This is a genomic window from Nocardia sp. NPDC004604 (assembly GCF_040609795.1).
Lineage (GTDB): Bacteria > Actinomycetota > Actinomycetes > Mycobacteriales > Mycobacteriaceae > Nocardia.
The window spans coordinates 34,258-58,931 of the sequence record NZ_JBEXLC010000047.1 but is presented as its reverse complement, the minus strand read 5'-3'; the positions used below and the strand labels follow the sequence as shown (position 1 = coordinate 58,931).

Below are 24,674 nucleotides of genomic sequence, written 5' to 3'. Positions count from 1 at the left end.
GCCCAGTTACCGGTGGATTCGCAGCGGGCAAGCGCATCCCAGATCGCACCGTCGCGTACGGGCGGCACCTCGGTGCCGGGCTTGACGCCCTTGCGTCGCCTGTCCGTCTATCGGCAGGCGGGTGGCTTCGCCGGGCGCACACGGGTCGGCGTGCCACTCGCCGAACGGGTCGTCCCACTGCGCGACCCGCTCGGGCGCGCATTCCACCAGGCGCAGTTCGTCATCCTCGACCAGCGCCCAGTGCAGGGCCTGGCGGATCTCGCCCGGGTCCGCGTCGTGAGCCAGGATCACCAGCGAAATATCCCGGTCGCCGAACTGCTCGTCCCAGCGCAGTGCGGCCATGGCCCGGCGCATGGGATCGGCCTGTGCCAGCTCGGCCGGGCTCATGGCAGCCAGCCATGGTCCGGCACCGCCGACGCGCAATCCGCCGCCCGCAGACTCCAGCCACACCACTTCATTCGGCTGGGTAGCCAGCCAGATCCGCCCGCGCGCGGTCACGACGCCGTCGAAGAGCACATCGAGGGCTTCGTGCAGGCGGGCCGGATGGAACGGGCGGCTCGCAGCGAATTCGACAAGGGCAACTCCATATTCGGTGCCGAGCGGCGGTTGGCCACGCAGCAGCGGCGCGTGCGCGTCGAAGACGCGACCGCGCCGGGAGTGGGCCGGAATGTGCGTGAGCAGCGCTTCGACCTCGGTCGTGTCCAGCAGATCGATATCGTCGACCCAGGCCACCGGCGCCTCGGGCACCAACCGGGACAGCACCGCGCCGAGCCGAGCCCGATCGATGGCCTCGCCGGAATTGCCGAGCACCACAACGGCATCCGCGAAGTCGACCTGACCGACTGCCACCTGGGCCACCGTCCGGTCGTCGTCCACGCTCGCCACTCCGCGCTCGGCGAGGGTGTCCTCCCCGGTGGCGTCGGCCAACCAGGTCCGGGCGTCCACACCGGCGAGCACGGCCTCGACCCGCACATCGCGACCGGCCGGACCATCGACCCGGCCGACCACACCGGCGACGGCGATATTCTCGATCGCCTGGCATACCGTCTCCGCCTCGAAAGCCGGATCGAGTTCCAGCACAATACGGTTCACCGAATCGCGGGCTGCGAGTGCGCACAGCAGCGGCAGCAGATCGATGCGCAAGGTGCAGGAGACGCAGCCGTGTGCGAGCTCGAGCACGGTCGAGGTCCGCTGCTCGCCGATGTGCACCGTGCGGTGCACGATGCCCTCACTCAGCCCGCTCAGATCGTGGCGAATGGTGACGGTGCCCGGCGTCGCACGCAACACCGCGGCCAGCCGTTCCACACCCGCCGCGGCCGGTCCGGAGCATCCGGTGACCACCACGACGGGCGTTCTCCGGTCGGACTGCCTCCCGGGTGGGAGCTGGGTGGGATCCACCACAGCACTCCTTTCGACAATGATTTTCATTTACTATTGAGCGACGGTACATTGCCCAGTAGCCGTTGTCGAAAATGATTGTCAACTGACAGGCTCGCCCCGCCGACTCCGTCGGCTGCCATCCCCGATTGGAGGGAACCCAAATGTCGGCCCACTGCCAGGTCACCGGACGCAAGCCCGGATTCGGCAAGTCCGTATCGCACTCGCACAAGCGGACCAGCCGCCGCTGGAATCCCAATATCCAGCGCAAGACCTACTACCTGCCCAGCGAGGATCGGCGCATCACGCTGACCGTCTCCGCCAAGGGCATCAAGACCATCGACCGGGATGGGATCGAGGCCGTGGTGGCCCGGATCCGGTCCTGCGGCGACAAGATCTGACGGGAGCACCCATGGCCTCGAAATCGACCGAGATCCGGCCGATCATCAAACTGAAATCCACTGCGGGAACGGGATATACCTACGTCACGCGGAAGAACCGGCGCAACGATCCGGACCGGATGATGCTGCGCAAATACGATCCGGTGCTGCGCAGGCACGTCGACTTCCGCGAGGAGCGCTGATGGCCAAGAAGTCGAAGATCGCCCGCAATGAGCAGCGCAAGGAGATCGTCACCCGCTATGCGACGCGCCGCGCCGAACTCAAGGAGCTGATCCGCAAGCCGACCACTTCCGCGCGAGAGCGCGCTATAGCACAGTCGGCGCTACAGCGGCTGCCCCGCGACGCAAGTCCGGTACGATTGCGCAATCGGGACGCCGCGGACGGACGACCGCGGGGTCATCTCCGGAAGTTCGGACTCTCCCGCATACGTGTGCGCGAGATGGCCCATCGGGGTGAACTCCCCGGTGTACACAAATCGAGCTGGTAGACAACCACTGATCTCGAGAAGGAAACCCGTCATATGGCAGTCAAGCGAGCACCCTCGAAGAAGGTTCGCGCCGAGCAGGCCCGTCGCCCGAAGAAGAACCCGCTGATCGCGGCGGGCGTCGAGACGGTCGACTACAAGGACGTCAACCTGCTGCGCACCTTCATCTCCGACCGCGGCAAGATCCGCAGCCGCCGGGTCACCGGGCTCACCCCGCAGCAGCAGCGCCAGGTCGCCGTCGCGGTGAAGAACGCCCGCGAAATGGCACTGTTGCCGTTCACCAGCCGGTAGACAGCGACCGACGCACCAGGGCCCCCGAAGCGATGCCTCGGGGGCCTTCGTCGTTCGGTGCCGCCTACGGGATGGTCAATACCTGGCCGGGGTTGATCAGATCCGGGTTGTCGATGCCGCTGGCATCGGCGATCTCCTGGTAGCGGTTGCCGTCGCCGTAGAAGCGCTCGGCGATGGCCCACAGGGTGTCGCCCGGCTCGACCGTGTAGGTCTGCGCCGCGGGCGGCGGGGGCGGAACCTCTTCGGCGGGCGGGGCGACCTCCTCGGCGACCGCCTCGACGACCGGCTCCTCCGGAGCGGGCAGCGGGTTGTCGGTCTGGGTGCCCGACGCCCACAGCGCGCTGCCGTCCCTGCCGTAGAGCACCACATTGCGGTCGGCCTGCACCGTCAGCCGGTCCGGCTCGCTGCCATTGGTCTCGGTGGACCAAGCGGCGCCCTCGCCCTTGTAGAGCACGAAGTTGCCATCCTCCTGCAGGACGGCCCGCTCCACCCCCTGATCGTGAGTCAGGGTGGACCACACGACATTTCCGTCCGGTTCCGACAGCACGAGGTTGCCATCGGCCTGCAGGGTGAGGGTGTACGCACCACCGACCAGCGCCTGGCCGAGCCCGAGTTCTTCACCTACACGCAGCGTGTCGCCCACGTTGTTCCTTTCGAAGGTTTAGCTTGCAGAGCATCCGACTCGATCCGCGCCGCGAACCCTGATTGGCGCGCATCGGCCCCGAATGTACTGTGCGCGCGGGCCGCGCGGAGGTATTACGCGCAGGCTTAGCCAAAAGTTCACTGTGTGGGCTGCGTCGCTCTATCATCTTGTCGCACAATCCGACGCGACGGCTCTCAGGGGTTGCTGGGTGGCCGCATCCCGGCCGGTCGGCGGGTCGATTAGGGTGTTCGGCATGTATCGGATGTCGGTTGGGCCCGCCGCTGTCGCCGTCGCCCTGTTCGTCGGCCTCGCCATCACCGGATGTGGTGGCTCCGATAATGGTGGCGCACAAGAGAAGACGACAATCAGTGCGGCGAAGACCACACCGACCGAGGGCAAGCCCGCCGATGCGGGCCGGATATTCGTCGCTGATCCGACCATTATCGGCGGCCATCCGATTCCGTTCACCTCGTGGTCGCGGGTGGCCGACGATCGGATCGCCGTCAACTTCGAGACCGGATCGCCCGAGTGCTACGGCGTGGATGCGACTGTGACCGAGACGAATTCGACGGTCACCGTCGAGTTGCGCACCGGAACGCGCGCCGATGCGGTCGGGCGAATGTGCACGATGATCGCGGTCTTCGGAACTCTCGAAGTGCCGCTGAAGGCCCCTTTGGGCAGCCGACAGGTGCTCAGCGCCGTCTAGCAGGCGAGCAAGCGCCGAGATCATGGCACGGGCGGCATTCGTCACCTGGTGGACTGCCGCGATGAGATCCGGTGCGGTGCGGGCGATTCCGAAGAAAGGGAGCAGCAGCTGCGGGATGCCCGCGCGGCTCCAGAGAGCAGCCACTATTCGAGGTGCTTCGCCGCGCGGAGAGAGCGGGAGCCGGGTGGCGCCCGCCCTCTAGCGGTAACTCAGTGCGCGAAGTGGCGAGAACCCGTGAGGTACAGGGTGACTCCCGCTTCCCTGGCCAGGTCGATGGTGTCCTGGTCGCGGACCGAGCCGCCGGGCTGCACGATCGCCCGGATTCCGGCCTGGATGAGCTGCTGCGGGCCGTCGGAGAACGGGAAGAACGCATCCGAGGCGGCAACCGAACCCTTGGCGCGATCACCGGCGCGCTGCACCGCGAGACCGACCGCGTCGACCCGGTTGACCTGGCCCATGCCGACGCCGACCGAGGCGCCGTCGTGGGCAAGCAGGATCGCATTGGACTTCACGGCACGGCAGGCGCGCCAAGCGAATTCGAGGTCGGCGAGGGTTTCCGCATCGGCCGCCTCGCCCGCGACCAAGGTCCAGTTCTCCGGGTCGTCGCCGGGTGCGTCGAGGATATCGCGCACCTGCAGCAGTGCGCCGCCGCTGATCGGGCGCAGCTCGGCGCCACCGCGGCGCGGCGGCTCGGCGACCAGGATGCGCACATTCTTCTTGCGCTGCAGCACCTCGACGGCACCGTCGGCGTAGGACGGTGCGACGATCACCTCGGTGAAGATCTCGGCGACCTGTTCGGCCATCTCGACGGTGACCTCGCCATTGGCCGCGATCACGCCGCCATAGGCGCTCACCGGATCGCACGCGTGCGCCTTGCGGTGTGCCTCGGCGAGATCGGCGCCGATCGCGATGCCACACGGGTTGGCGTGCTTGATGATCGCGACCGCGGGTGCCGCGTGGTCGTAGGCGGCGCGCCAGGCGGCATCGGCATCGGTGTAGTTGTTGTACGACATTTCCTTGCCGTGCAACTGCTTTGCCTGCGCCAGCCCCGTGCTGCCGTCGTGGGTGTAGAGCGCGGCGGCCTGATGCGGGTTCTCGCCGTAGCGCAGCACCGAGGCGCGATCCCAGGTGCCACCGATCCAGCCCGGGAACTGCGGCGCGGCAGCCTCATTCGGTTCGGAGCCGGGGGCGAGCACGCTGGACATCCAGCTCGCGACCGCGACGTCATAGCTTGCGGTGTGCTGGAATGCCTTGGCCGCCAACACGGTCCGCTCGGCGAGGGTGAAGCCGCCCGACCGCACCGCGGCGAGCACGTCGTCGTAGTCGCCGCTGTCGACGACCACCGCGACCGACGGGTGGTTCTTGGCGGCGGCGCGCACCATGGACGGACCGCCGATATCGATCTGCTCGACACATTCGTCATTGCTGGCGCCGCTGGCCACGGTCTGGGTGAACGGGTACAGATTCACCACGACGAGCTGGAACGCCTCGACACCGAGTTCGACCAACTGGTCGACGTGTTCGGCCTTGCGGGTATCGGCGAGGATGCCCGCATGCACCCGCGGGTGCAGGGTCTTGACCCGGCCGTCCAGCGTCTCCGGGAATCCGGTCAGATCCTCGACCTTCGTCACCGGAATGCCCGCGTCGGCGATCTTGCCGGCGGTCGAACCGGTCGAGACCAGTTCGACACCGGCGCCGTGCAGTCCGCTCGCCAGCTCGATCAGGCCGGTCTTGTCGTAGACGCTGATCAGCGCCCTGGAAATCCCCTTGCGCTCAGCTGGATCAATTGGTCGTTCGCTGCGCTCAGCTGGATCAATTGGTCGTTCGCTGCGCTCACTCACCGAAGTACCCGCTCATCTGGAATTACTGCCTTTCGTCCGTCGGAGACAATGCCTCTGGTCGCGACGGCGGCGACAACCTCCGCCAGCAACCGTCGCTCGACAACCTTGATGCGCTCGTGCAGCGTGGCCTCGTCGTCACCATCCAGCACCGGCACCGCCTCCTGCGCGAGAATCGGGCCGGTATCGACTCCGGAATCGACCAGGTGCACGGTCGAACCGGTGACTTTCACCCCGTAGGCGAGCGCGTCGCGAACCCCGTGCGCGCCCGGGAATGCGGGCAGCAGCGCAGGATGGGTATTGATGATGCGGCCGCCGAAGCGGGCCATGAAGGCCGGGCCGAGGAGCTTCATGAATCCGGCCGAGACCACCAGATCGGGTTCGTAGGCCGCGACCGCGTCGGTCATCGCGACATCCCAGGCGGCGCGATCGGGAAAGTCCCGCAACACCATCCGGAAGTTCGGGATCCCCGCGGCGGCCGCGTGTTCGGTAGCTTGGCAGACCCGGTCGACTCCGACGGCGACGATGGTCGCCGGGTAGTCCGGAGCGGCCGCGGCCTCGATGAGGGCGCGCAGCAATGACCCGGTGCCAGACGCCAGCACGACGACGGTTGCCGGTGCCGTGGGGGGCACGCTCGGGGCATTCGGGGACGGCTGGGGGATGGCAGCCGACGAAGTCGGCGGGGCGGGCAAGCTCAGCGGTCTACTCCTGGTGTCGGTCGGAACGGCGACGGTGGTGCGACACCGCCGGGTAAAGCCTAACGACCGTCCACCTGGTCACTTTCCAGCAGGTCCGCCTCGACCACTTCGGCATCGACGATGTCGGGGACGGTATTGCTGCCCGGAGTGCGCGCGGTGACGATGGACGTCTGCTCCTCGACCAGTTCGCCGTCGAGCTCTACCTCGAAGTCGGCGCCGTCGTAGTCCTCGTATTCGTCGACGTCGTCGTCGTAATCGTCGTAGTGATCGCGCTCATGGTGATCATCATCGTAATGATCGTCATAGTGGTCATCTTCGTATTGGTCGTCGTCGAAATAGTCGTCGTCGTAATCGTCGTGGTCATCGAGGACCGGTGCGCCGATCGGAACGACGAGCCAACGCGCGAACATCAGGCCCACGTAACCGGCGACGGCCAGCCAGCCGAAGGTCACCACCGCGAAGATCGGCAGGTCCAAGCCCATATGACCGAACGTGCCGAGGTCACCGCCCGCCACCGCGCCGAGCAGCACAAGGGCCACCGTGGCCACCCCCGCCGAGGTCAGTGTCGCCCACGGTGCGGCGGCCCGGTCATGGGAGGTCCGTCCGATATCCACACCGCCCAGCACACCGACGGCCGCCGGGATCAGCAGCAGCACCGGCCACCAACCCGTGGCGGGTCCGGTCGGCACCGCCGCCATGACCGGAACGGCCGGAATCGGCCCGCCGACAACGGAGAACACTCCGATCGAGGCATCGCCGAAATGCGCACCGGAGCCGACAACCACCCCGACGGCCGCAAGCACCACATTCGGCAGATATGCCAGTGCGAGCACGCTCAGCCCGATCACGCCCGCCGCATCGCCCGCCGTCTGATAGGTGTCGCCGATGTGCGACCAGTGCGCGAAGAAGGAGACGATGACCACCACGGTGGCGCAGCCCAGCAGGCGCAGCACCGACCGGCCCGCGCCGAGGGTGCCCGCGATCGCCCAGTCGGGCAGGCGCAGCAGCGTGAAAAGCCTGCGCCGGTTCCGACTCGCGATGCCGCCCACCGCCGCGACCGAATACAGAGCGCCGACCCAGCCGAAGGCGGCGAGGGTATTCGGCGGCTGCAGCGGCACGACACCGGAGGCGTCCTCGGCGACCGCCAGACAGACGGCCGTGACCAGCAGCGGACCGGCCAGCGCCGCGCCGACGATCCATCCGAGATCGGCGCGTGAACTCTCCGGTTCGACCGCGCGGGCACAATCCCGGGCGGACAGCCAGACCAGCAGCCCCGTCGGCAGCAGCGGCAGGAGTCCGAGCGAGGTCTTGCCGATCACCAGCGGAACCTGGTGTATCGCAAACCAACCCGCGGCGATCGCACCCGAGGTGCCGGCCAGGCTGCTGCCCGAGGAGAGCAGGGTGGCCAGGGCCAGGATCGTGATGGCGAGCAGCGCGTAGGTAGTCGGGCGGGCGGCAACCAGCAGTAGTACGCGGGCGCGCTCGGGGGTCAGCGATAGAAACCCGGCCTCGTCGAGACCATCGGTGTGGGAACCGCGCGGTGCTCGTTCACTCCGCGCCGAGGGTTCCGGCGCGCCGCGGGACTCGGTGGTCCGGCGAACAAGAGAGGATCTCGGGGCGCTCATGGAAATTCAGCGTGGCAGCTCCCCCGACGCGAGCGGGTCAGGCGCGCCGACCCGGTCTGGTGCGCGCCGGGAGAGCCGGGGAATTACTTGTTGTCCTCGGAGGGACGGAATGCGTGAGTGGCGTCCGAGGACGGGTCCGAACCGGTCTCACCGCCGAAGGGCTGGCTCTGCTGACCCGGCTGGCTCTGGCCGAAACCCGGTGCGCCGTACTGCTGTTGTCCGGGCTGCGGTGCGCCGAAGTGCTGGGTGGCACTTTCATCCGGGCGCGGCTGCGCGGCGGGCGCCGCACCGTAGGGCGAACCCGGCTGTGCCGCACCGTATCCGGGCTGCTGCTGACCATAGGAGGGCTGCTGACCGTAAGACGGTTGCTGCTGGCCCTGACCATAAGACGGCTGGCCCTGACCATAGGGCTGCTGCGACGGGTACTGCGGAGCGCCCTGGCCGAATCCCGGCTGGCCGTATGACGGCTGACTCGGCTGGCCCTGGCCGTACGGGCTCGGGCTCTGGCCGAAGGCGGAGGGCTGCTGGCCCTGGCCGAACGCACTCGGCTGGCCGTAACCACCGGTGCCGAAACCGCTCGGCGGGCCCTGCGGGGTGGCGGGCTTGGGCGCGGGCGGGGTCAGGATGCCGGATTCGAACAGCACCGCGACGACCGCGACGGCGGTCTGCACGAAGGCCAGGAATAGCAGCAGGTAGGCACCCCACTTCAGCTCGACGTTCAGATCGTCGGGCGTAGTGAAGGACAGGAACAGCGTGCCGAAGAAGCCCGCCGCCGATGCCGCGGCCGCGGCGCCGATCCAATTCTGCTTGGGCAGCAACGAGAGTCCGGCCAGCAGGCCACCGAGGAGCAGGATCGCCAGCAGCCCGGCCGCGCCGAAGTATTGGAAGAGACTGAGCGTGTCACTGCCGTCGACCGTCACGCCGCCACTGAGCTTCCTCGGCTTCTGGCCGAAGAACGGCAGGAAGCCGAGCAGGAAATTGATCACACCGAGCCCGGCGACGCCGACCACCAGGAAATACGGCAGGCCCTTGGCGGTGGACGCGGTGCCGGTACCAGCCGACTGGCCGGTGCTGGAAGGTGCGGGTGGCGTCGCGGGTGCGTTGTACCCGGAGCCCCCGGTCGGGTATGACATGGTCGTCGTCTCCTAGGTCGAGTCGTACGTGTCTTGACGGCTTGGATCTCTTCTGACGCTACTGCACTCGTTGGCCCCGGTCACCCTCAACGAACCGGCCAGGCGCCCGAAAAACACCGTCTACGCTGGTTCTCCGCAAATCCGCGCCCACCGATAACAATTCTGCGCTACCACCTCCGATGGGAACGCGATTCGGCCCGGTGCGTCGGACGCTCCGGGCCGAATCCCCTCGATGCGATAACCCCCGACGGCACTAGCGGGGCACGACATACCAGGCGCCGTAGCTGCCCACGCAGTCGTAGTCCTGCCATTCGCCGTGCTGGATGCCCTGGTTGCCGCGCGCGAGGCACTGGGCCTCGTACTCGAACGGGCCGAGGTTGCCCGGCTGAGCCTGTGCCGATCCGGTGCCGAACGGACCCGCGACGGCGGGGGCGATGCCGCCGATGAAACCGGCGATGGCCGCGATGCGAGCGGGGCCGGTGCGGTTGATGCTCATTGCTCGCGCTTTCTGCTCAGGTGTGCGTTGACGATGACCAGCGTCTCGTGCACCCGTCTCAGCGCGATTTCATCTCGGAAGCGGATCGGCCGAGGTGGCCGGAGCAGGTCCGAACACCGACTGAAACGTCAACTCGGACAACCATTTCAAAACGGACACAGGTCTGATTCTGGGAAGGCCGGGGCGGGGTCGGCATGCCAAGCTGTCAGGCGATGCTCACGTATACCCAAGCCATTGTGATCGGCGCATTGCAAGGCATAACCGAACTGTTCCCGATTTCCAGCCTGGGTCATTCCGTTTTGGTGCCCGCATGGCTGGGTGGGTCCTGGAGCGAGCTGGTCACCCAGGGCGATTCCGATTCCGGTACGCCGTATCTCGCCTTCGTGGTCGGGCTGCATGTGGCGACGGCGATCGCGCTGCTGGTGTTCTATTGGCGCGACTGGGTCGATATCGGCACCGGCTTTCTCACCACACTGCGCACCCGGCGGATCGAAACCTCGACCCAGCGCCTGGCCTGGCTCGTAGTCCTGGCGACCGTGCCGGTCGGCATCCTCGGGCTGCTGCTGGAACATCCGCTGCGTACCTTGTTCGCGAAACCCCTTGCGGCGGGCCTGTTCCTGACGCTCAACGGCGTTGTACTGATCACCGGCGAGGTACTGCGCCGCCGCAGCCAGCCGACGCTCGCCGACTACGGCCGCCGCTTCGCCGAGGCCGAGGCGCGGGCCAAGGCCATCGAAGAGGGATATTTCGTGGCGACGGCGGAGGAAGAGCCGGTCGGCCTTGGCGATCTGTCGATCAAGGACGCGTTGATCATCGGTGTCTCGCAGACCGGTGCACTGTTCGCGGGCATCAGCCGCTCCGGCATGACAATGGTCGGCGGCCTGCTGCGCGGTTTGGACCATGAGGACGCGGCGAAATTCGCCTTCCTGCTTGCCACGCCTGTCATTCTGGCCGCGGGCGTGCTGAAGCTGCCGACACTGGCCGGCCCGCAGGGTGACGGCATCCTCGGCCAGGTGTTGGTCGGATCGATTGTCGCGGGCGGCGCGGCGTATCTGGCGGTCCGCTTCCTGGAGCGCTACTTCAAATCGAATTCGCTGCTGCCGTTCGCGGTGTACAGCCTCGCCTTCGGTATCGCCTCGGTGGCCCATTTCCTCTGAGCCGACAACAAAGGCCGCCTTCGGAGAACCGGAAGGCGGCCTTTGTGCGAATGCGATGGATCAGGCAGTGACGCTTGCCTTCTCCAGGATCTCGCGCGCCAGTGCGGCGGTCTCGGACGGCGTCTTGCCGACCTTGACGCCGGCGGCCTCGAGCGCGTCCTTCTTCGCCTGGGCGGTACCGGCCGAACCGGAGACGATGGCGCCGGCGTGGCCCATGGTCTTGCCCTCGGGAGCGGTGAAGCCCGCGACGTAGCCGACGACCGGCTTGGTGACATTGGCCTTGATGTAGGCCGCGGCCCGCTCCTCGGCGTCGCCGCCGATCTCGCCGATCATCACGATCAGCTTGGTCTCGGGATCCTTCTCGAACGCCTCGATGGCGTCGATGTGGGTGGTGCCGATGACCGGGTCGCCGCCGATGCCGATGGCGGTGGAGAAGCCGAAATCACGCAGCTCGTACATCATCTGGTAGGTCAGGGTGCCGGACTTCGACACCAGGCCGACCGGGCCCTTGCCGGTGATGTTGGCCGGGGTGATGCCGACCAGCGACTCGCCGGGGGTGATGATGCCGGGGCAGTTCGGGCCGATGATCCGAGTCTTGTTGCCCTTCTCCACGTTGTAGGCCCACGCGTAGGCGGTGTCCTGCACCGGGATGCCCTCGGTGATGACCACGAGCAGCGGGATCTCCGCGTCGATGGCCTCGATGATGGCGTCCTTCGAGAACTTCGGCGGCACGAACGCGATGGACACGTCGGCGCCGGTCGCCTTGATGGCCTCTTCGACGGTGCCGAAGACCGGCAGCTCGATCGGGTTGCCGTCCTTGTCGGTGTGCGCAACGGTGGTGCCCGCCTTGCGCGCGTTGACACCGCCCACGACCTGGGTGCCGGCCTTCAGCATCAGCGCGGTGTGCTTGGTGCCCTCACCGCCGGTGATGCCCTGGACGATGACCTTGGAATCCTTGTTGAGGAAGATAGACATTTCCGGTTCCTTTACTTGGCCGCTGCCAGTTCGGCGGCCTTGTCGGCGCCTTCGTCCATTGTCTGCGCGAGCGTGATCAGCGGGTGCGCGGCATCGACGAGAATCTTGCGGCCCTCGTCGACCTTGTTGCCGTCGAGACGGACGACCAGCGGCTTGTTCGCCTCGTCGCCGAGGATTTCCAGCGCCTTCACGATGCCGTTGGCGACCGCGTCACACGCGGTGATGCCGCCGAAGACGTTCACGAACACGCTCTTGACCTGCGCGTCGCCCAGGATGACGTCCAGACCGGCGGCCATGACCTCGGCCGATGCGCCACCGCCGATGTCGAGGAAGTTGGCGGGCTTGACGCCACCGTGGTTCTCGCCCGCGTACGCGACGACGTCCAGGGTGGACATGACCAGACCGGCGCCATTGCCGATGATGCCGACCTCGCCGTCGAGCTTGACGTAGTTGAGGTCGTTCTCCTTGGCCTTGAGCTCCAGGGGATCGGTCGCATCCTTGTCCGCGAAGGCCTCGTGATCCGGGTGCCGGAACTCGGCGTTCTCGTCCAGGGTCACCTTGCCGTCGAGCGCGAGGATCTCATTGTCGGGGGTGCGGACCAGCGGGTTGACCTCCACCAGGGTGGCGTCCTCGCCGACGAACACCTCCCAGAGCTTCTGGATGGTGATGGCCGCCGCGTCGAGGACATCGGCGGGCAGGTGGCCCTGCTCGGCGATCGAGCGGGCGAACGCGAGGTCGACACCCTTGACGGCGTCGACCGGCACCTTGGCCAGGCGCTCCGGCTTGGTCGCGGCGACCTCTTCGATCTCCATGCCGCCTTCCACCGAGCACATGGCCAGGTAGGTGCGGTTGGAGCGGTCGAGCAGGAAGGAGATGTAGTACTCCTCCGCGATGTCCTTGGCCTCGGCGACCAGGATCTTCTTGGTGATATGGCCCTTGATATCCAGGCCGATGATGTTCTGCGCGTGCGTGAACGCGTCGTCCGGGGTGGCGGCGAACTTGACGCCACCCGCCTTGCCGCGACCACCGGCCTTCACCTGGGCCTTGATCATCACCGGCTTGCCGATTTCCGCCGCGATAGCGCGGGCGTCCTCGGCCGTGTCCGTGACGCGGCCCTCGGACGAAGGCACTCCGTGCTTAACGAAGAGCTCCTTCGCCTGATATTCGAAGAGATCCATGTACTCACCGTCTCGTCTGCGTTGTGATGACAACGTCTTTGTTGGCGGCCCGACGTCGGAAGCGGGTCGGGTCGGACTTTAACCAGTCACATGGAGGGCCAAACGGCCACGTTCATCGTAAGTGGCGCAGGTCACGGCGTGCCGCCCAGGGCCGGAAAACGCCTGGCCAAGACTACTCACGAGTAGGTTGTTGACGGTGCGGCAGGTAGAGCCGACGATACCCATCGGGCAGCACCTTCTACTACGAGTTGTCGTCGAACAATCTCACGCACATGCCCCGAAAACAGTGAGATATTCCGGTGCGTTACCGTGATGAATCTCACATGTTTGGATTGATCGCACGCAGCGCTTGCGGACCTCGCAATCGTTTCGTTACCGTCATTGCGGTCGATGTCACAACACGGTCACGACTAGGAGGACGGCAAGCTTGACGCAGCACAGCACTCCGCTAACGGAGAGCCGTTCCATAGCGCCTCTTGACAGGCAGTTCGATACCGCGATCTCTCGCTCGATGATGTGGCACCACCGATGAACCATCGCTCGACCTTCGCTTCCGATAATCGCCCTCGCTCCGGACATCGTTATCGTTCCGATGACGATGACGCATACGGCGGACATTCCAGTGCGGCGGTAGATCCGTTCGGCACCGCTTCGCGGGGCTCCGATCACAGGTACGCCGCAACGGCCGGTTACGAGCACGATGACAACTCCTGGGGCGCGAACGATTCGTGGTCGCAGGCTGATTCGTGGTCGCAGGCCGAGCCGCAGCAGCAATCCGACTCATGGGCGCAGTCACAGTCCTGGTCGCAAGCCGATTCTTGGTCCGACGGCGGCGCGTGGGCGTCCGAGGAATCCTGGACGCCCGAGAGTGACAATTCCTGGGCCCCCGACGCCGAGGCGTCTTGGACGCCGGAGGCGGACGGATCCTGGGATGCCGACAACTCCTGGGATGGCGAGGAGTCCGAGGATCCGGAGTCTCCGGCCGGTCCCACTGTCATTCCGGCCCGTCGCGCGAACCGCGGTAGCGGCGGCGCGCATCGGATGCCCGCACCGCCCGCCTCGCTCAAGGGCCGCGCTGCGGTCGTCGCCGTCGCCGCGGGTGCGGTGGTCGCCGCCGGACAGGCCGCCTTCGCCTCGCCCGAACAACCCTCGCAGGCCGTTGATTACGAGGCCGCGGGCCAGATCCACGAGATCGCCGCGCAGTCGGTCAGCGTGGCCGACCCCAACTCTGCGCCGGATTCGCCGCAGGTGCTCAATGTCTCGGCCCCGACCAATCTCGGGCAGTTCGGCGACATGCTGCAAAAGGGCCAGAAGTTCGCCGAAGATATGGCGGCACAGGAGGCCTCGAAGCTCCGCCCGCTGTTCACCAAGTTCGCCGCGGGCAATTTCACCTCCGGCTTCGGCGCCCGCTGGGGCGTACAGCACCTCGGCGTCGATATCGCGGGCCCGATCGGCACCCCGATCTACGCCGTCGCCGACGCCACCGTGATCGAAGCGGGACCGGCTTCGGGCTTCGGCATGTGGGTCCGACTGCTGCACGATGACGGCACCGTCACCATCTACGGACATATCGACACCGCCACCGTGTCGCAGGGACAGCGAGTCCTGGCAGGCGACCAGATCGCCACCATTGGCAACCGTGGTTTCTCGACCGGCCCGCACTGCCATTTCGAGGTCTGGTTGAACGGGGTCGACAAGGTCGATCCGCTGCCCTGGCTGGCGACGCGGGGCATCAGCTTGGGGCAGCAGCGGGACTGAGTGCTTCGGCTCTCCCGAACTGTTTCGGAGCCGGATCGCTCGAGGCCGGGCAATTTGTCCTTGGGGCCAACTTCGAGGCGTAGGTTGATCGGCTGCCCGCATGGCCCAGCGCGCTGCGGCAGCCAAGTATCGCCAAGCCGAGTCGAATCGCGGTTCGCGCACAAATGGCAGGCCAGCATTCGGACTGCTGGTCGAGACCTCCGGCCGACCATTCTTGATGGTTTCGGACATCTTGGAACCAAATTCGGAGTGCGGCAATGGGATTCATCGAACAGTGGTTGCGCTGCCGCAATCGATTCGTTACCGTCGGTGGACCCGATTCCCCCTCAGTAATCGCGACCGGAGGATGACGCTCTAGATGCGCGTTGCGAACACCCTGAACGCCGCACTCACCACGCGAAGACCAGTAACTTTCGAACTTTCCTGGCGCTCAGGACATTTCGGACATCATCCCCGCATGCTTCGGTCACACTGATGAGTCGTGAAAGAACAACCGGGTCCAATAGGCAAGGCCGCCCGGTACAGCACTACATAGACAATTCCTGGCAATCTCCCAACCGCCCCGATAGCCGCGAACCCTGGCACCTGAGTGATCCCTGGTCGCAGCCACTTTCGCCGTCCGGCAGCGGTGCCCAGGGCTACGACGCGGGCCAGAACCGCCTTGCGGCTCAGGGGTACAGCGTGGGCCAGGGCTACAACGTGGATCAGACCTACGGCACAGACGAACGGTTCGACGCGAGTTCGTGGTACGGCACGGACCAGAGCTATAGCGCATACCCGAGCCACGACGCGGACCTGGACCACAGCGCATACCTGGATTACAACGCGGACCAGAGTAACTACACGAACCAACAATTCGACACGAATCCGCCGCACGGCACAGACCAGAGCTATAGCGCATACCCGAGCCACGACGCAGAACTGGACCACAGCTACAACGCAGACCAGAGCTACTACACAAACCAACAATTCGACACGAATCCGCCGCACGGCACAGACCAGAGCTATAGCGCATACCCGAACCACGACGCAGAACTGGACCACAGCTACAACGCAGACCAGAGCTACTACACAAACCAACAATTCGACACGAATCCGCCGCGCCGCACAGACCAGAGCCACAGCGCATACCCGAACCACGACGCAGAACTGGACCACAGCTACAACGCAGACCAGAGCCACAGCGCGTACCCGGGCCAGGACCACGGCGCACGCCGGAGCTACAACACAGACCAGAGCAGCGGCACGCGCCAGCGATTCGGCCCGAGTCCGGGTTACCGCGCAGACCCCGGTCACGATGCGGACCCGAACCAGGACGCGGGCCATTTCCACGACGCGGATCCGATCCACGACACCGACCAGTGGCGGACAGCTGGCCGGGCGGACAGCCGCAATGACGTGGCGGAGCGGCGGGTTGGGCGCAAGCGTGGGGGTGCGCATCGAGTGCCTGCACCGCCCAGGGCGTTGCGGGGGCGGGCGGCGGTTATTGCGGTGGCGGCCGGGGCGATTGTGGCGGCGGGGCAGAATTTCGCGGCGGGGACCGAGAAGGCGCCGCAGACGGGTGAATTGCAGGCGGTTGGCCAGCAGCGGGCGGTGGAGCCGGTGAGTGCCGAGCTTCCGGCGGCGCCGGAACTTCTCGATCTCGCGGCGCCGACCGATCTCGGGCAGTTCTCCGACGTGCTGGAGAACGGCAGCAAGTTCGCGCAGGATCTCGCGGCGGAGGCGGAGGCGGAGCTGCGGCCGCTGTTCACCAAATTCGCCTCGGGCGCCTTCACTTCCGGGTATGGGCAGCGCTGGGGTGTGCTGCATCCCGGGGTCGATGTCGCGGCGCCCATCGGTACACCGATCTTCGCCGTCGAGGATGGCACCGTCATTGATGCGGGTCCCGCCGCCGGATTCGGGATGTGGGTACGGGTGCGCGGCGACGACGGCACCATCACCGTGTACGGCCACGTCAATACCGCCCTGGTCTCGGTGGGCGAGCACGTCCTCGCGGGCGACGAAATCGCCACGGTCGGCAATCGCGGCGAATCCACCGGCCCGCACTGCCACTTCGAAGTCTGGCTCAATGGCACCGACCGCATAGACCCCATCCCCTGGCTCGCCACCCGCGGCATCAGCCTCGGCCCCGAACGCGACTGACCGCACCGACCCACGGTGATCGCGCAGGGAAACTTCACCCCTCAGTGATCTACACCCCTGAAGCCCCCGCCACGACACCGGGACCGACCTGCTACCGCACTCACGCTGAGCGATCAGATCGCGCATCGACCCCGGTAGTGGCTATGGCGCGGCGGCGATTGCCAGGCCGATCAAGGCCACTACCTTGGCCAGTTCCAAGCCGATGTACCAGTAGTGGGCGCGTGAGCGCGGTAAGTCCGCACCGGCGAGCACACGGTCCGAGCGGCGGGTCAGCAGCGGCCGGACGACGAGGAGTTGGACGGCGAGAATCACGGCGGTGACGCCGAGCCAGATCCGAACAGCACCGCTGGGGCCGACCACCAGGGTCGCCACGATCAGCAAGGCGACAAGGACGGTCTCCGCAATGTTCAGTGCCCGGAACACCAGCCGTCCGATGCCGAGGCCGAGCGGCACGGTGATCCCCGGCGCCCGGAACTTCAGCGGCGCTTCCAGGAACGAGATGGCCAGCACCATGCCGAGCCACAGCATCGGCAGGAACCACAACAGGTGCTGCGCGACGGTTTCCACATCGCGCACGCTACCGTCGCCGCCCCTTGGTGGATCAGGGCCAATGGCCCCTATTCCGAGAACCGGTCAGAGTTTGACCAAGGTGCGGCTGTATTGCGGGATGAGCCGGATTTTGCCTGCGGTGCCGAAATCGATGGTGACCGTCGCCAGGGGGCCGAAGCCCTCGGCGGCGACCACGCGGCCGAGACCGTATTTGTCATCGCTGACTCGGTCGCCAACGGCCAGTACGAGATTGGCGTTGTTGCGGGTTGCGCCACCGGGGGCGGGGCGGCGTGGGCTGCGGTCGCTGACGCCGGGGCGCTGCTGGTTCCAGCCGTCACGGGTCCAGTCGTGTTCCAGACCGTCGTCCTCGCCGCGGCGGCGGATGCCGCGCGTCAACGGGGAGCCCTTGGGCTCCAACCGCTTCCATTCGATCAGGTGGGCCGGAATCTCTTGCAGGAAGCGCGATTCTGGATTCGAGACCGGCTGACCCCAGCCGGAGCGGACCACCGCGCGGCTGACGTAGAGCCGCTGCCTGGCCCGGGTGATGCCGACGTAGGCGAGGCGACGTTCCTCGGCCAGTTCGGTCGGATCGCCGAGCGCGCGCATATGCGGGAACTGGCCATCCTCCCAACCGGTGACGAAGACAACCGGGAATTCCAGCCCCTTGGCGGTGTGCAGCGTCATCATGGTGACCACACCGGTGCCCTCATCGGGCAGCTGGTCACTATCGGCCACCAGCGAGACCCGTTCCAGGAAGGCGGCCAGCGAACCCGGGTCGGGCTCGCCCTCGGCGACCTCGGGTACCAGACCCTCCTGCCGGGCGGCCTCCGCATTGTTGTACGCCTCGGAGCTGAACTCCCGTGCGACGCTGACCAATTCGTTCAGATTGTCGAGGCGGGCGCCGTCCTGCGGATCATCGGAGCCCTCCAGCTCGGCTCGGTAACCGGTGCGGTCGAGCACTGCCTCGACCATATTGCCGAGATCCGGAAAGTCCTGATCGGCCTGCGCACCGGCCGCCCTGATCTCCTCCAGTAGGTCGAGGAATCCGGCGATGGCGCGCTGCGCACGGGTATTCAGCAGCGCCACTTTGCCATCGGCGGCATCGCGCAGCGCCTCGGCGAAACCGATCCCCCGCTGCTCGGCGTGCACCGCGACACAGGCCTCGGCCCGATCGCCGATACCCCGGCGCGGGGTATTGAGGATGCGGCGCAGGCTCACCGTATCGTCGGGGTTGTCGAGCACCCGCAGGTACGCGACGATATCGCGCACCTCCTTGCGCTCGTAGAAGCGCACACCGCCGACCACCTTGTACGGCAGTCCCATCCGAATGAAGATCTCTTCCAGCGCGCGGGAATTGTTGTTGGTGCGATAGAACACCGCGACATCGCTGTAGTTCGCATCGCCCGCGTCCACCAGCCGGTCGATCTCCCTAGCCACGAACGAGGCCTCGTCGTGCTCATTGTCGGCGACGTAGCCGGTGATCAGATCGCCCTCACCGGAATCGGTCCACAGCCGCTTGTCCCGACGGTTCTCGTTGCGCGATATCACCGCATTGGCGGCGGAGAGGATGTGCTGGGTGGAGCGGTAGTTCTGTTCCAGCAGAATGGTTTCGGCATCCGGGAAGTCGCGTTCGAATTCCTCGATATTGCGGATGGTCGCGCCGCGGAAGGCATAGATGGACTGGTCGGCATCACCGACGACACACAGTTCGCTCGGCGCGACCGCATCGTCGGAGCGGTCCTCGGTGTGATGTCCGACCAGCTCGCGGACCAGGATGTACTGGGCGTGGTTGGTGTCCTGGTACTCATCGACCAGCACATGCCGGAAGCGGCGCCGGTAGTACTCGGCGACCTGCGGATGGTGCTGCAGCAGCGCCACCGTCTCGCCGATCAGATCATCGAAATCGAGCGCATTCGCCGAACGCAACCGGCGCTGATATTCGGTGTACACGCGGGCGACGAGTGTGGGCAGTTCGGTGTCGTCGGTTTCGGCGTCGGCGGTGGCCTGTTCCGGGCCGATGAGCTCGTTCTTCAAATTCGAGATGGCGGTGGCCAGCAGGCGCGCCGAATATTTCTTGACGTCGATATCGAAGTCGCGGCTGATCATGGTGAGCAGCCGCCGGGAATCGTCGGCGTCGTAGATGGAGAAATTCGAATTCAGGCCGGGCACCAGGGCCGCCTGCATGCGCAGAATGCGGACGCAACTCGAGTGGAAGGTCGAGACCCACATGTTGTTCGCGCGCGGTCCGACCAGGCCGCCGACCCGCTCGCGCATTTCGGCGGCGGCCTTATTGGTGAAGGTGATGGCCAGGACCTGACCGGGCGTCACACCGCGAGCGGCGAGCAAATAGGCGATGCGCCTGGTCAGTACGGCGGTCTTGCCCGAACCCGCGCCCGCGACGATCAGCAGCGGCGTCCCGGTGTGCACGACCGCCGCGCGCTGCTGCGGATTGAGGCCATCGAGCAGTCGCTCGGCTTCCTCCGCGCGACGCTGCTCACGTTCGGCGCGGCGCTTTTCTTGTTCGACACGATGCTTGTCCTCGACGACACGCCGTGCCGGGTCATCGTCGGCGGGTTCCGGCGCGCCCGCCGCAGTCGGCACGGCAGCGTCGCCCAACTCCTCGGCACGAGCAGTGTCGACCTGTGGTTTCTGGGTTGGGTCCTGGTGCCGAGTCCGCCCGGCCTGCGTCTTGGGAGCCACCGTGATGTCCATCGTCCATCCACGCTACCGGCGGGCACCGACAGAGATGAAGTCCCCGTCGGCATCGGTGACGATTCGGCGGCCGTGTGGCGAACGGCCGATGAACTGCCCCCGGTCAGCATGTCCACCGCTAACCGGATGCCTCGTCAGCAGATTCACAAAACGAAGTGTTTTGCATTGCTACGACCCCGTGGCAGACTGGCGACATGATCTGCGCGACCGTGATACATCCGATTCGGCTAATGGCCGGATATCGTGATCGCGGACTTAGTGCCTGAGCGCGCCGCCTGGGGGAGGATTGCAAGGCCCACCGGGTTTGTTTTGCACGGTGAAAGAACCGGGTAACGAGCTGGACTCACCAGCCGATCCATGTTCTGACACGAGGAGATGAATGATGAGCACCCCTGCCACGACGACCGGGTCCGATTCGGCTCTGCCCCATACCGAGGCCGAGATCGACAAGCTCCGCAAGGAGATCGACCAGCTCGACGCGGAAATCCTGGCCGCCATCAAGCGCCGCACCGAGATCTCCAGAATCATCGGCCGCACGCGCATGGCCTCCGGCGGCCCCCGCCTCGTACACAGTCGTGAGATGAAGGTGCTCGAGCGCTTCAGTGAACTCGGCCAGGAAGGCCACACCCTCGCCATGCTGCTGCTCCGCCTCGGCCGCGGCCGCCTCGGCCACTAGCCGCGTCTGACGCCGCGACACGCGGCCCGACCAGACCACGCGGCGCTCGCGAGATCGTCGCCTCCCCATGGCCGCCCCGGGTGATCACCCCCGGGGCGGTCGTTTCATATATGGACTCGATGACCGGTGCAGTTATCGGTTTCCCGGCGGTAGTGTGACGCGCGCCACCGGGCTGGGCGTAGCAGCTGCAACAGATGCGGAAATCGACACCGCAATCGAAAGCCGAAACATCCTGCGGCGGAAACGGCCGTGCTGGAGCGGAGCCGAGGCCAGCGGTGGTGCGCCACCCGACGCACCACCCTGGGCAAGCGCTCAGGTGAGGGCGATGTACTTGGTGGACAGGTACTCTTCGATGCCCTCGATGCCGCCCTCGCGGCCGAAGCCCGATGCCTTAACGCCGCCGAAAGGCGCTGCAGGATCGGAGATTACGCCGCGGTTGACGCCCACCATGCCGGATTCCAGGCCCTCTGCGATGCGCAGGGCGCGGTCCAGGTCGCGGGTGTAGACGTAGCTCACCAGGCCGAATTCGGTGTTGTTGGCGGCGGCCAGACCTTCTTCCTCGGTTTCGAAGCCGACGATCGGGGCGACGGGGCCGAAGACTTCCTCGCGCAGGATCCGAGCATTCGCGGGGACCTCGCTCAGGATGGTCGCGGGGTAGAACCAGCCGGGACCGCCGGGCGCCTTGCCGCCCAGCCGGACCTGTGCGCCGACCGCTACCGCATCGTCGACCAGTTCGCTGACCGTATTGAGCTGTTCCTCGTTGATCAGCGGGCCGAGCGTGGTGTTCGGATCGGCGCCAGGGCCGATCGTCACGCTGCTCGACATCGCCTCGACGAGTTTGGTGGTGAACTCCTCCAGCACACCGTTCTGCACATGGAAGCGGTTGGCCGCGGTGCACGCCTCGCCGCCGTTGCGCAACTTGGCCAGCATTGCGCCCTGCACAGCTGCATCGATATCGGCATCGTCGAAGACCACGAACGGCGCATTGCCACCGAGCTCCATCGAGGTGCGCAGCAGCCCGTTGGCCGACTGCTGCACCAGCTTCTTGCCGACCTCGGTCGAGCCGGTGAAGGTGAGCTTGCGCAGGCGCGGATCGTCCAGCAGCGGCTTCGTCACGGCACCGGAATGGCTGGAGGTGATCACCGAGAGCACCCCGTCCGGCAGCCCCGCCTCGCTGCACAGCTTGGCCAGCGCCAACATGGTCAATGGTGTCGCCGAGGCGGGTTTGACGATCATCGTGCAGCCAGCGGCCAGTGCGGGGCCGATCTTGCGGGTGCCCATGGCCAGCGGGAAGTTCCACGGTGTGATGGCCAGACACGGCCCGACCGGCTGCTTGTGCACCATGATCCGCCCGGTGCCGGACGGCGCGTGCAGGTAGCGCCCGTGCACGCGGACCGCCTCCTCGCTGAACCAGCGGAAGAATTCGGCGCCGTAGCGCACCTCATTTCGGCTCTCCGGCAGCGCCTTACCCATTTCCAGGGTCATCAGCAGCGCGAATTCCTCGGCGCGTGCGGTCAGCTGTTCGAAGACGCGGCGCAGGATCTCCCCGCGCGCCCGCGATGACGTCGCTGCCCACTCGGCCTGCACCGCGACGGCCGCATCCAGTGCGCGCACCGCGTCTTCCGGCGTCGCGTCGGCGACCTGGGTCAGCACCTGCCCATCGGCCGGATTGTGCACCGCGAAGGTGCCGCCCCCGGTGGCGTCGACGGGACCGCCGATCCACAACTGCGTCGGTACGGATTGGAGTACTTCACGTTCGGACACCATGTACCTCAGCCTAGGCCGCACGCTCGTGGCTCACCCGGGACTCATCGATGCGAAATCGCCGACCTTTGCGAGCGGCCCACAAGCGATCGCCACGGCCCTTCTCGAACGACCCACAAGCGATCACTACCGCCTTTCTCAAGCGCCCTACAAGCGATCACTACCGCCCCTCTCGAACGACCAACAAGCGACCGCTACCGCCCCTCTCGAACGACCAACAAGCGACCGCCACCGCCCCTCTCGAACGACCAACAAGCGACCGCCACCGCCCTCCTCGAACAACCGACAAGCGACCGCCACGACCGTTTTCGAGTGCCCGCAAGCGATCCCCGTAAGCAACCAGTAGGGCGACATCACCGAAAGTATGCGGTCCTTGCCTGCGTACCTGATCGAGTGCTTGTAACCTCGCGGACGTGAGCAGCGACATCGCCGCATCGGCGGCCTGGCGGAAACTGCACGAGCATCACAGCGCCGTCGCAGGACGACACCTGCGCGAATTCTTCGCCGAAGATCCCGACCGCGGCCGCGAGCTGATCGTCCGAGTCGGCGATCTGCACATCGACTACAGCAAGCATCGCGTCACGCGGGAAACCCTGCATCTGCTGGTCGAATTGGCGCACGAGGCCGGTGTGGGCGAGCGACGCGACGCGATGTTCCGCGGCGACCACATCAATACCTCCGAGGACCGCGCGGTCGAACATATCGCGCTGCGGCTGCCCGAGGGCGAGTCGGTCACCGTGGACGGTGCCGACGCGGGCTCCGAGGTGCGCGAGGTGCTGCGGCGGATGGGTGAATTCACCGACGCGGTGCGCTCGGGCGCATGGCGCGGCGCCACTGGTGAACGCATCGAGACCGTGGTGAATATCGGCATCGGCGGCTCGGATCTCGGCCCGGATATGGTGCACCGGGCTCTGCGGCACTACGCCGATGCCGGGATCGGCGCCCGATTCGTCTCCAATGTCGACCCGGCCGATCTGGTCGCGAAGCTCGACGGACTCGATCCGGCGACAACGCTGTTCATCGTTGCCTCCAAGACCTTCTCGACGCTGGAGACGCTGACCAATGCCACCGCCGCCCGACGCTGGCTGGTCGCCGCGCTCGGCTCGGAGGCCGTCGCCAAGCATTTCGTCGCGGTCTCGACCAATGCCGAGCGCGTCGCCGAATTCGGTATCGACACCGCGAATATGTTCGGTTTCTGGGATTGGGTCGGCGGTCGCTACTCGGTGGATTCGGCCATCGGCCTGTCCGTGATGGCGACCATCGGCAAGGAGCGCTTCGCCGAATTCCTGGCCGGAATGCATGCCGTGGACCGGCATTTCGCGACCGCGCCGCTGGCCGAGAACGGACCGGTGCTGCTCGGCCTGCTCGGCATCTGGTACTCGAACTTCTTCGGCGCGGAATCGCGTGCAGTACTGCCCTATTCGAACGATCTGGCGCGCTTTCCGGCCTATCTGCAGCAGCTCACGATGGAATCGAACGGCAAGTCGGTGCGCGCCGACGGTACGCCGGTGCCCACCTCGACCGGCGAAATCTTCTGGGGTGAACCGGGAACCAACGGCCAGCACGCGTTCTACCAGCTGCTGCACCAGGGCACCCGGCTGATCCCCGCTGATTTCATCGGATTCGCCCGTCCCACCGACGATCTGCCCACCCGCGACGGGACCGGCAGCATGCACGACATCCTGATGAGCAATCTGTTCGCGCAGACCAAGGTGCTCGCCTTCGGCAAGACCGCCGAGGAGATCGCGGCCGAGGGCACCGCCCCGAAGGTGGTACCGCACAAGGTGATGCCGGGAAATCGGCCGAGCACAACCATTCTCGCGCCGCAACTGACCCCGGCCACTGTCGGTCAGCTGATCGCACTCTACGAACACCAGGTCTTCGTGGAGGGCACCATCTGGGGTATCGATAGCTTCGACCAGTGGGGCGTCGAACTGGGCAAACAGCAGGCGCTGGCGCTGGCCCCGCTGCTGACCTCGTCGGAAGCGCCACCGTCCCAGGGCGACTCGTCCACCGACGCCCTCATCGGCTGGTACCGCGACCACCGCTGATCCCCATGGTGGCCGACCGG

Annotated in this window: 21 protein-coding genes and 1 pseudogene; 10 read left to right on the top strand and 12 right to left on the bottom strand. The window is 66.4% G+C overall.

What is annotated here, in order from left to right:
- Positions 1-6 precede the first annotated feature (6 nt).
- A complete protein-coding gene (locus ABZW16_RS18875; protein ID WP_354957195.1) occupies positions 7-1,398 on the bottom strand; it encodes a GTP-binding protein in 1,392 nt (463 codons plus the stop codon).
- A gap of 143 nt (positions 1,399-1,541) precedes the next feature.
- On the opposite strand from ABZW16_RS18875, the gene rpmB reads away from it, so the two are divergent.
- The 4 genes from rpmB to rpsR are packed head-to-tail and all read left to right on the top strand — an operon-like array spanning position 1,542 to position 2,553.
- Positions 1,542-1,778, top strand: a complete 237-nt coding sequence (gene rpmB, locus ABZW16_RS18870; RefSeq protein ID WP_354957194.1) for a 50S ribosomal protein L28 — start codon at positions 1,542-1,544, stop codon at positions 1,776-1,778.
- Positions 1,779-1,789: 11 nt separating this feature from the next.
- Complete coding sequence (gene rpmG, locus ABZW16_RS18865) at positions 1,790-1,960, top strand: 50S ribosomal protein L33 (RefSeq protein ID WP_354957193.1); 171 nt, start codon at positions 1,790-1,792, stop codon at positions 1,958-1,960.
- Complete coding sequence (rpsN, locus tag ABZW16_RS18860) at positions 1,960-2,265, top strand: 30S ribosomal protein S14 (RefSeq protein ID WP_354957192.1); 306 nt, start codon at positions 1,960-1,962, stop codon at positions 2,263-2,265. Before rpmG ends, rpsN begins: the two co-directional genes overlap by 1 nt.
- Before the next feature lie 33 nt (positions 2,266-2,298).
- Complete coding sequence (rpsR, locus tag ABZW16_RS18855; protein ID WP_040695439.1) at positions 2,299-2,553, top strand: 30S ribosomal protein S18; 255 nt, start codon at positions 2,299-2,301, stop codon at positions 2,551-2,553.
- A 64-nt stretch (positions 2,554-2,617) separates the two neighbouring features.
- On the opposite strand, the gene ABZW16_RS18850 is transcribed toward rpsR, so the two are convergent.
- On the bottom strand, positions 2,618-3,196 hold the full coding sequence (locus tag ABZW16_RS18850) for a LysM peptidoglycan-binding domain-containing protein (protein WP_354957191.1): 579 nt from the start codon (positions 3,194-3,196) through the stop codon (positions 2,618-2,620).
- Between the two features lie 262 nt (positions 3,197-3,458).
- On the opposite strand from ABZW16_RS18850, the gene ABZW16_RS18845 reads away from it, so the two are divergent.
- Entirely contained in the window at positions 3,459-3,902 is a 444-nt protein-coding gene (locus ABZW16_RS18845; protein ID WP_354957200.1) for a hypothetical protein, read from the top strand.
- A 209-nt stretch (positions 3,903-4,111) separates the two neighbouring features.
- On the opposite strand, the gene purH is transcribed toward ABZW16_RS18845, so the two are convergent.
- The 5 genes from purH to ABZW16_RS18820 all read right to left on the bottom strand — a co-directional run bounded on the left by purH (position 4,112) and on the right by ABZW16_RS18820 (position 9,692).
- Positions 4,112-5,689, bottom strand: coding sequence for a bifunctional phosphoribosylaminoimidazolecarboxamide formyltransferase/IMP cyclohydrolase (gene purH, locus ABZW16_RS18840; protein WP_354957199.1), 1,578 nt, complete (start codon positions 5,687-5,689; stop codon positions 4,112-4,114).
- Between the two features lie 50 nt (positions 5,690-5,739).
- Entirely contained in the window at positions 5,740-6,372 is a 633-nt protein-coding gene (gene purN, locus ABZW16_RS18835; RefSeq protein WP_354957190.1) for a phosphoribosylglycinamide formyltransferase, read from the bottom strand.
- Positions 6,373-6,497: 125 nt separating this feature from the next.
- Positions 6,498-8,063, bottom strand: coding sequence for a DUF6350 family protein (locus tag ABZW16_RS18830; protein WP_354957189.1), 1,566 nt, complete (start codon positions 8,061-8,063; stop codon positions 6,498-6,500).
- 83 nt (positions 8,064-8,146) lie between these two features.
- Positions 8,147-9,196, bottom strand: coding sequence for a DUF5336 domain-containing protein (locus ABZW16_RS18825; protein WP_354957188.1), 1,050 nt, complete (start codon positions 9,194-9,196; stop codon positions 8,147-8,149).
- Between the two features lie 253 nt (positions 9,197-9,449).
- Entirely contained in the window at positions 9,450-9,692 is a 243-nt protein-coding gene (locus ABZW16_RS18820; RefSeq protein ID WP_354957187.1) for a hypothetical protein, read from the bottom strand.
- Between the two features lie 194 nt (positions 9,693-9,886).
- Between ABZW16_RS18820 and ABZW16_RS18815 the strand changes: the two genes are divergently transcribed.
- On the top strand, positions 9,887-10,849 hold the full coding sequence (locus tag ABZW16_RS18815) for an undecaprenyl-diphosphate phosphatase (RefSeq protein ID WP_354957185.1): 963 nt from the start codon (positions 9,887-9,889) through the stop codon (positions 10,847-10,849).
- A gap of 60 nt (positions 10,850-10,909) precedes the next feature.
- Here ABZW16_RS18815 and sucD read toward each other — a convergent pair whose 3' ends face one another.
- Positions 10,910-11,824 carry a succinate--CoA ligase subunit alpha gene (gene sucD, locus ABZW16_RS18810; protein ID WP_354957184.1) on the bottom strand — a complete coding sequence of 305 codons (915 nt, stop codon included), beginning with the start codon at positions 11,822-11,824 and terminating at the stop codon, positions 10,910-10,912.
- 11 nt (positions 11,825-11,835) lie between these two features.
- Positions 11,836-13,002: an ADP-forming succinate--CoA ligase subunit beta gene (gene sucC, locus ABZW16_RS18805; protein ID WP_354957183.1), complete on the bottom strand. Its 1,167-nt coding sequence runs from the start codon at positions 13,000-13,002 to the stop codon at positions 11,836-11,838.
- Between the two features lie 528 nt (positions 13,003-13,530).
- Here sucC and ABZW16_RS18800 point away from each other — a divergent pair.
- Complete coding sequence (locus tag ABZW16_RS18800) at positions 13,531-14,760, top strand: peptidoglycan DD-metalloendopeptidase family protein (protein ID WP_354957182.1); 1,230 nt, start codon at positions 13,531-13,533, stop codon at positions 14,758-14,760.
- A 1,425-nt stretch (positions 14,761-16,185) separates the two neighbouring features.
- Positions 16,186-16,902: pseudogene (locus tag ABZW16_RS18795) on the top strand (M23 family metallopeptidase); the annotation flags it as partial.
- A gap of 141 nt (positions 16,903-17,043) precedes the next feature.
- Here the strand turns inward: ABZW16_RS18795 and ABZW16_RS18790 are convergent.
- On the bottom strand, positions 17,044-17,430 hold the full coding sequence (locus ABZW16_RS18790; protein WP_354957198.1) for a hypothetical protein: 387 nt from the start codon (positions 17,428-17,430) through the stop codon (positions 17,044-17,046).
- A 105-nt stretch (positions 17,431-17,535) separates the two neighbouring features.
- Positions 17,536-20,163 (bottom strand): DNA helicase PcrA, encoded by a 2,628-nt coding sequence (gene pcrA / locus ABZW16_RS18785; protein WP_354957181.1) that lies wholly within the window; start codon positions 20,161-20,163, stop codon positions 17,536-17,538.
- A 382-nt stretch (positions 20,164-20,545) separates the two neighbouring features.
- Here pcrA and ABZW16_RS18780 point away from each other — a divergent pair, with 382 nt between their 5' ends.
- Positions 20,546-20,839, top strand: a complete 294-nt coding sequence (locus ABZW16_RS18780) for a chorismate mutase (protein ID WP_327093861.1) — start codon at positions 20,546-20,548, stop codon at positions 20,837-20,839.
- Between the two features lie 312 nt (positions 20,840-21,151).
- Here the strand turns inward: ABZW16_RS18780 and ABZW16_RS18775 are convergent, their stop codons facing one another.
- Positions 21,152-22,606, bottom strand: a complete 1,455-nt coding sequence (locus ABZW16_RS18775; RefSeq protein WP_354957180.1) for an NAD-dependent succinate-semialdehyde dehydrogenase — start codon at positions 22,604-22,606, stop codon at positions 21,152-21,154.
- A gap of 410 nt (positions 22,607-23,016) precedes the next feature.
- On the opposite strand from ABZW16_RS18775, the gene pgi reads away from it, so the two are divergent.
- Positions 23,017-24,654 carry a glucose-6-phosphate isomerase gene (gene pgi, locus ABZW16_RS18770; RefSeq protein ID WP_354957179.1) on the top strand — a complete coding sequence of 546 codons (1,638 nt, stop codon included), beginning with the start codon at positions 23,017-23,019 and terminating at the stop codon, positions 24,652-24,654.
- Positions 24,655-24,674: the final 20 nt, after the last annotated feature.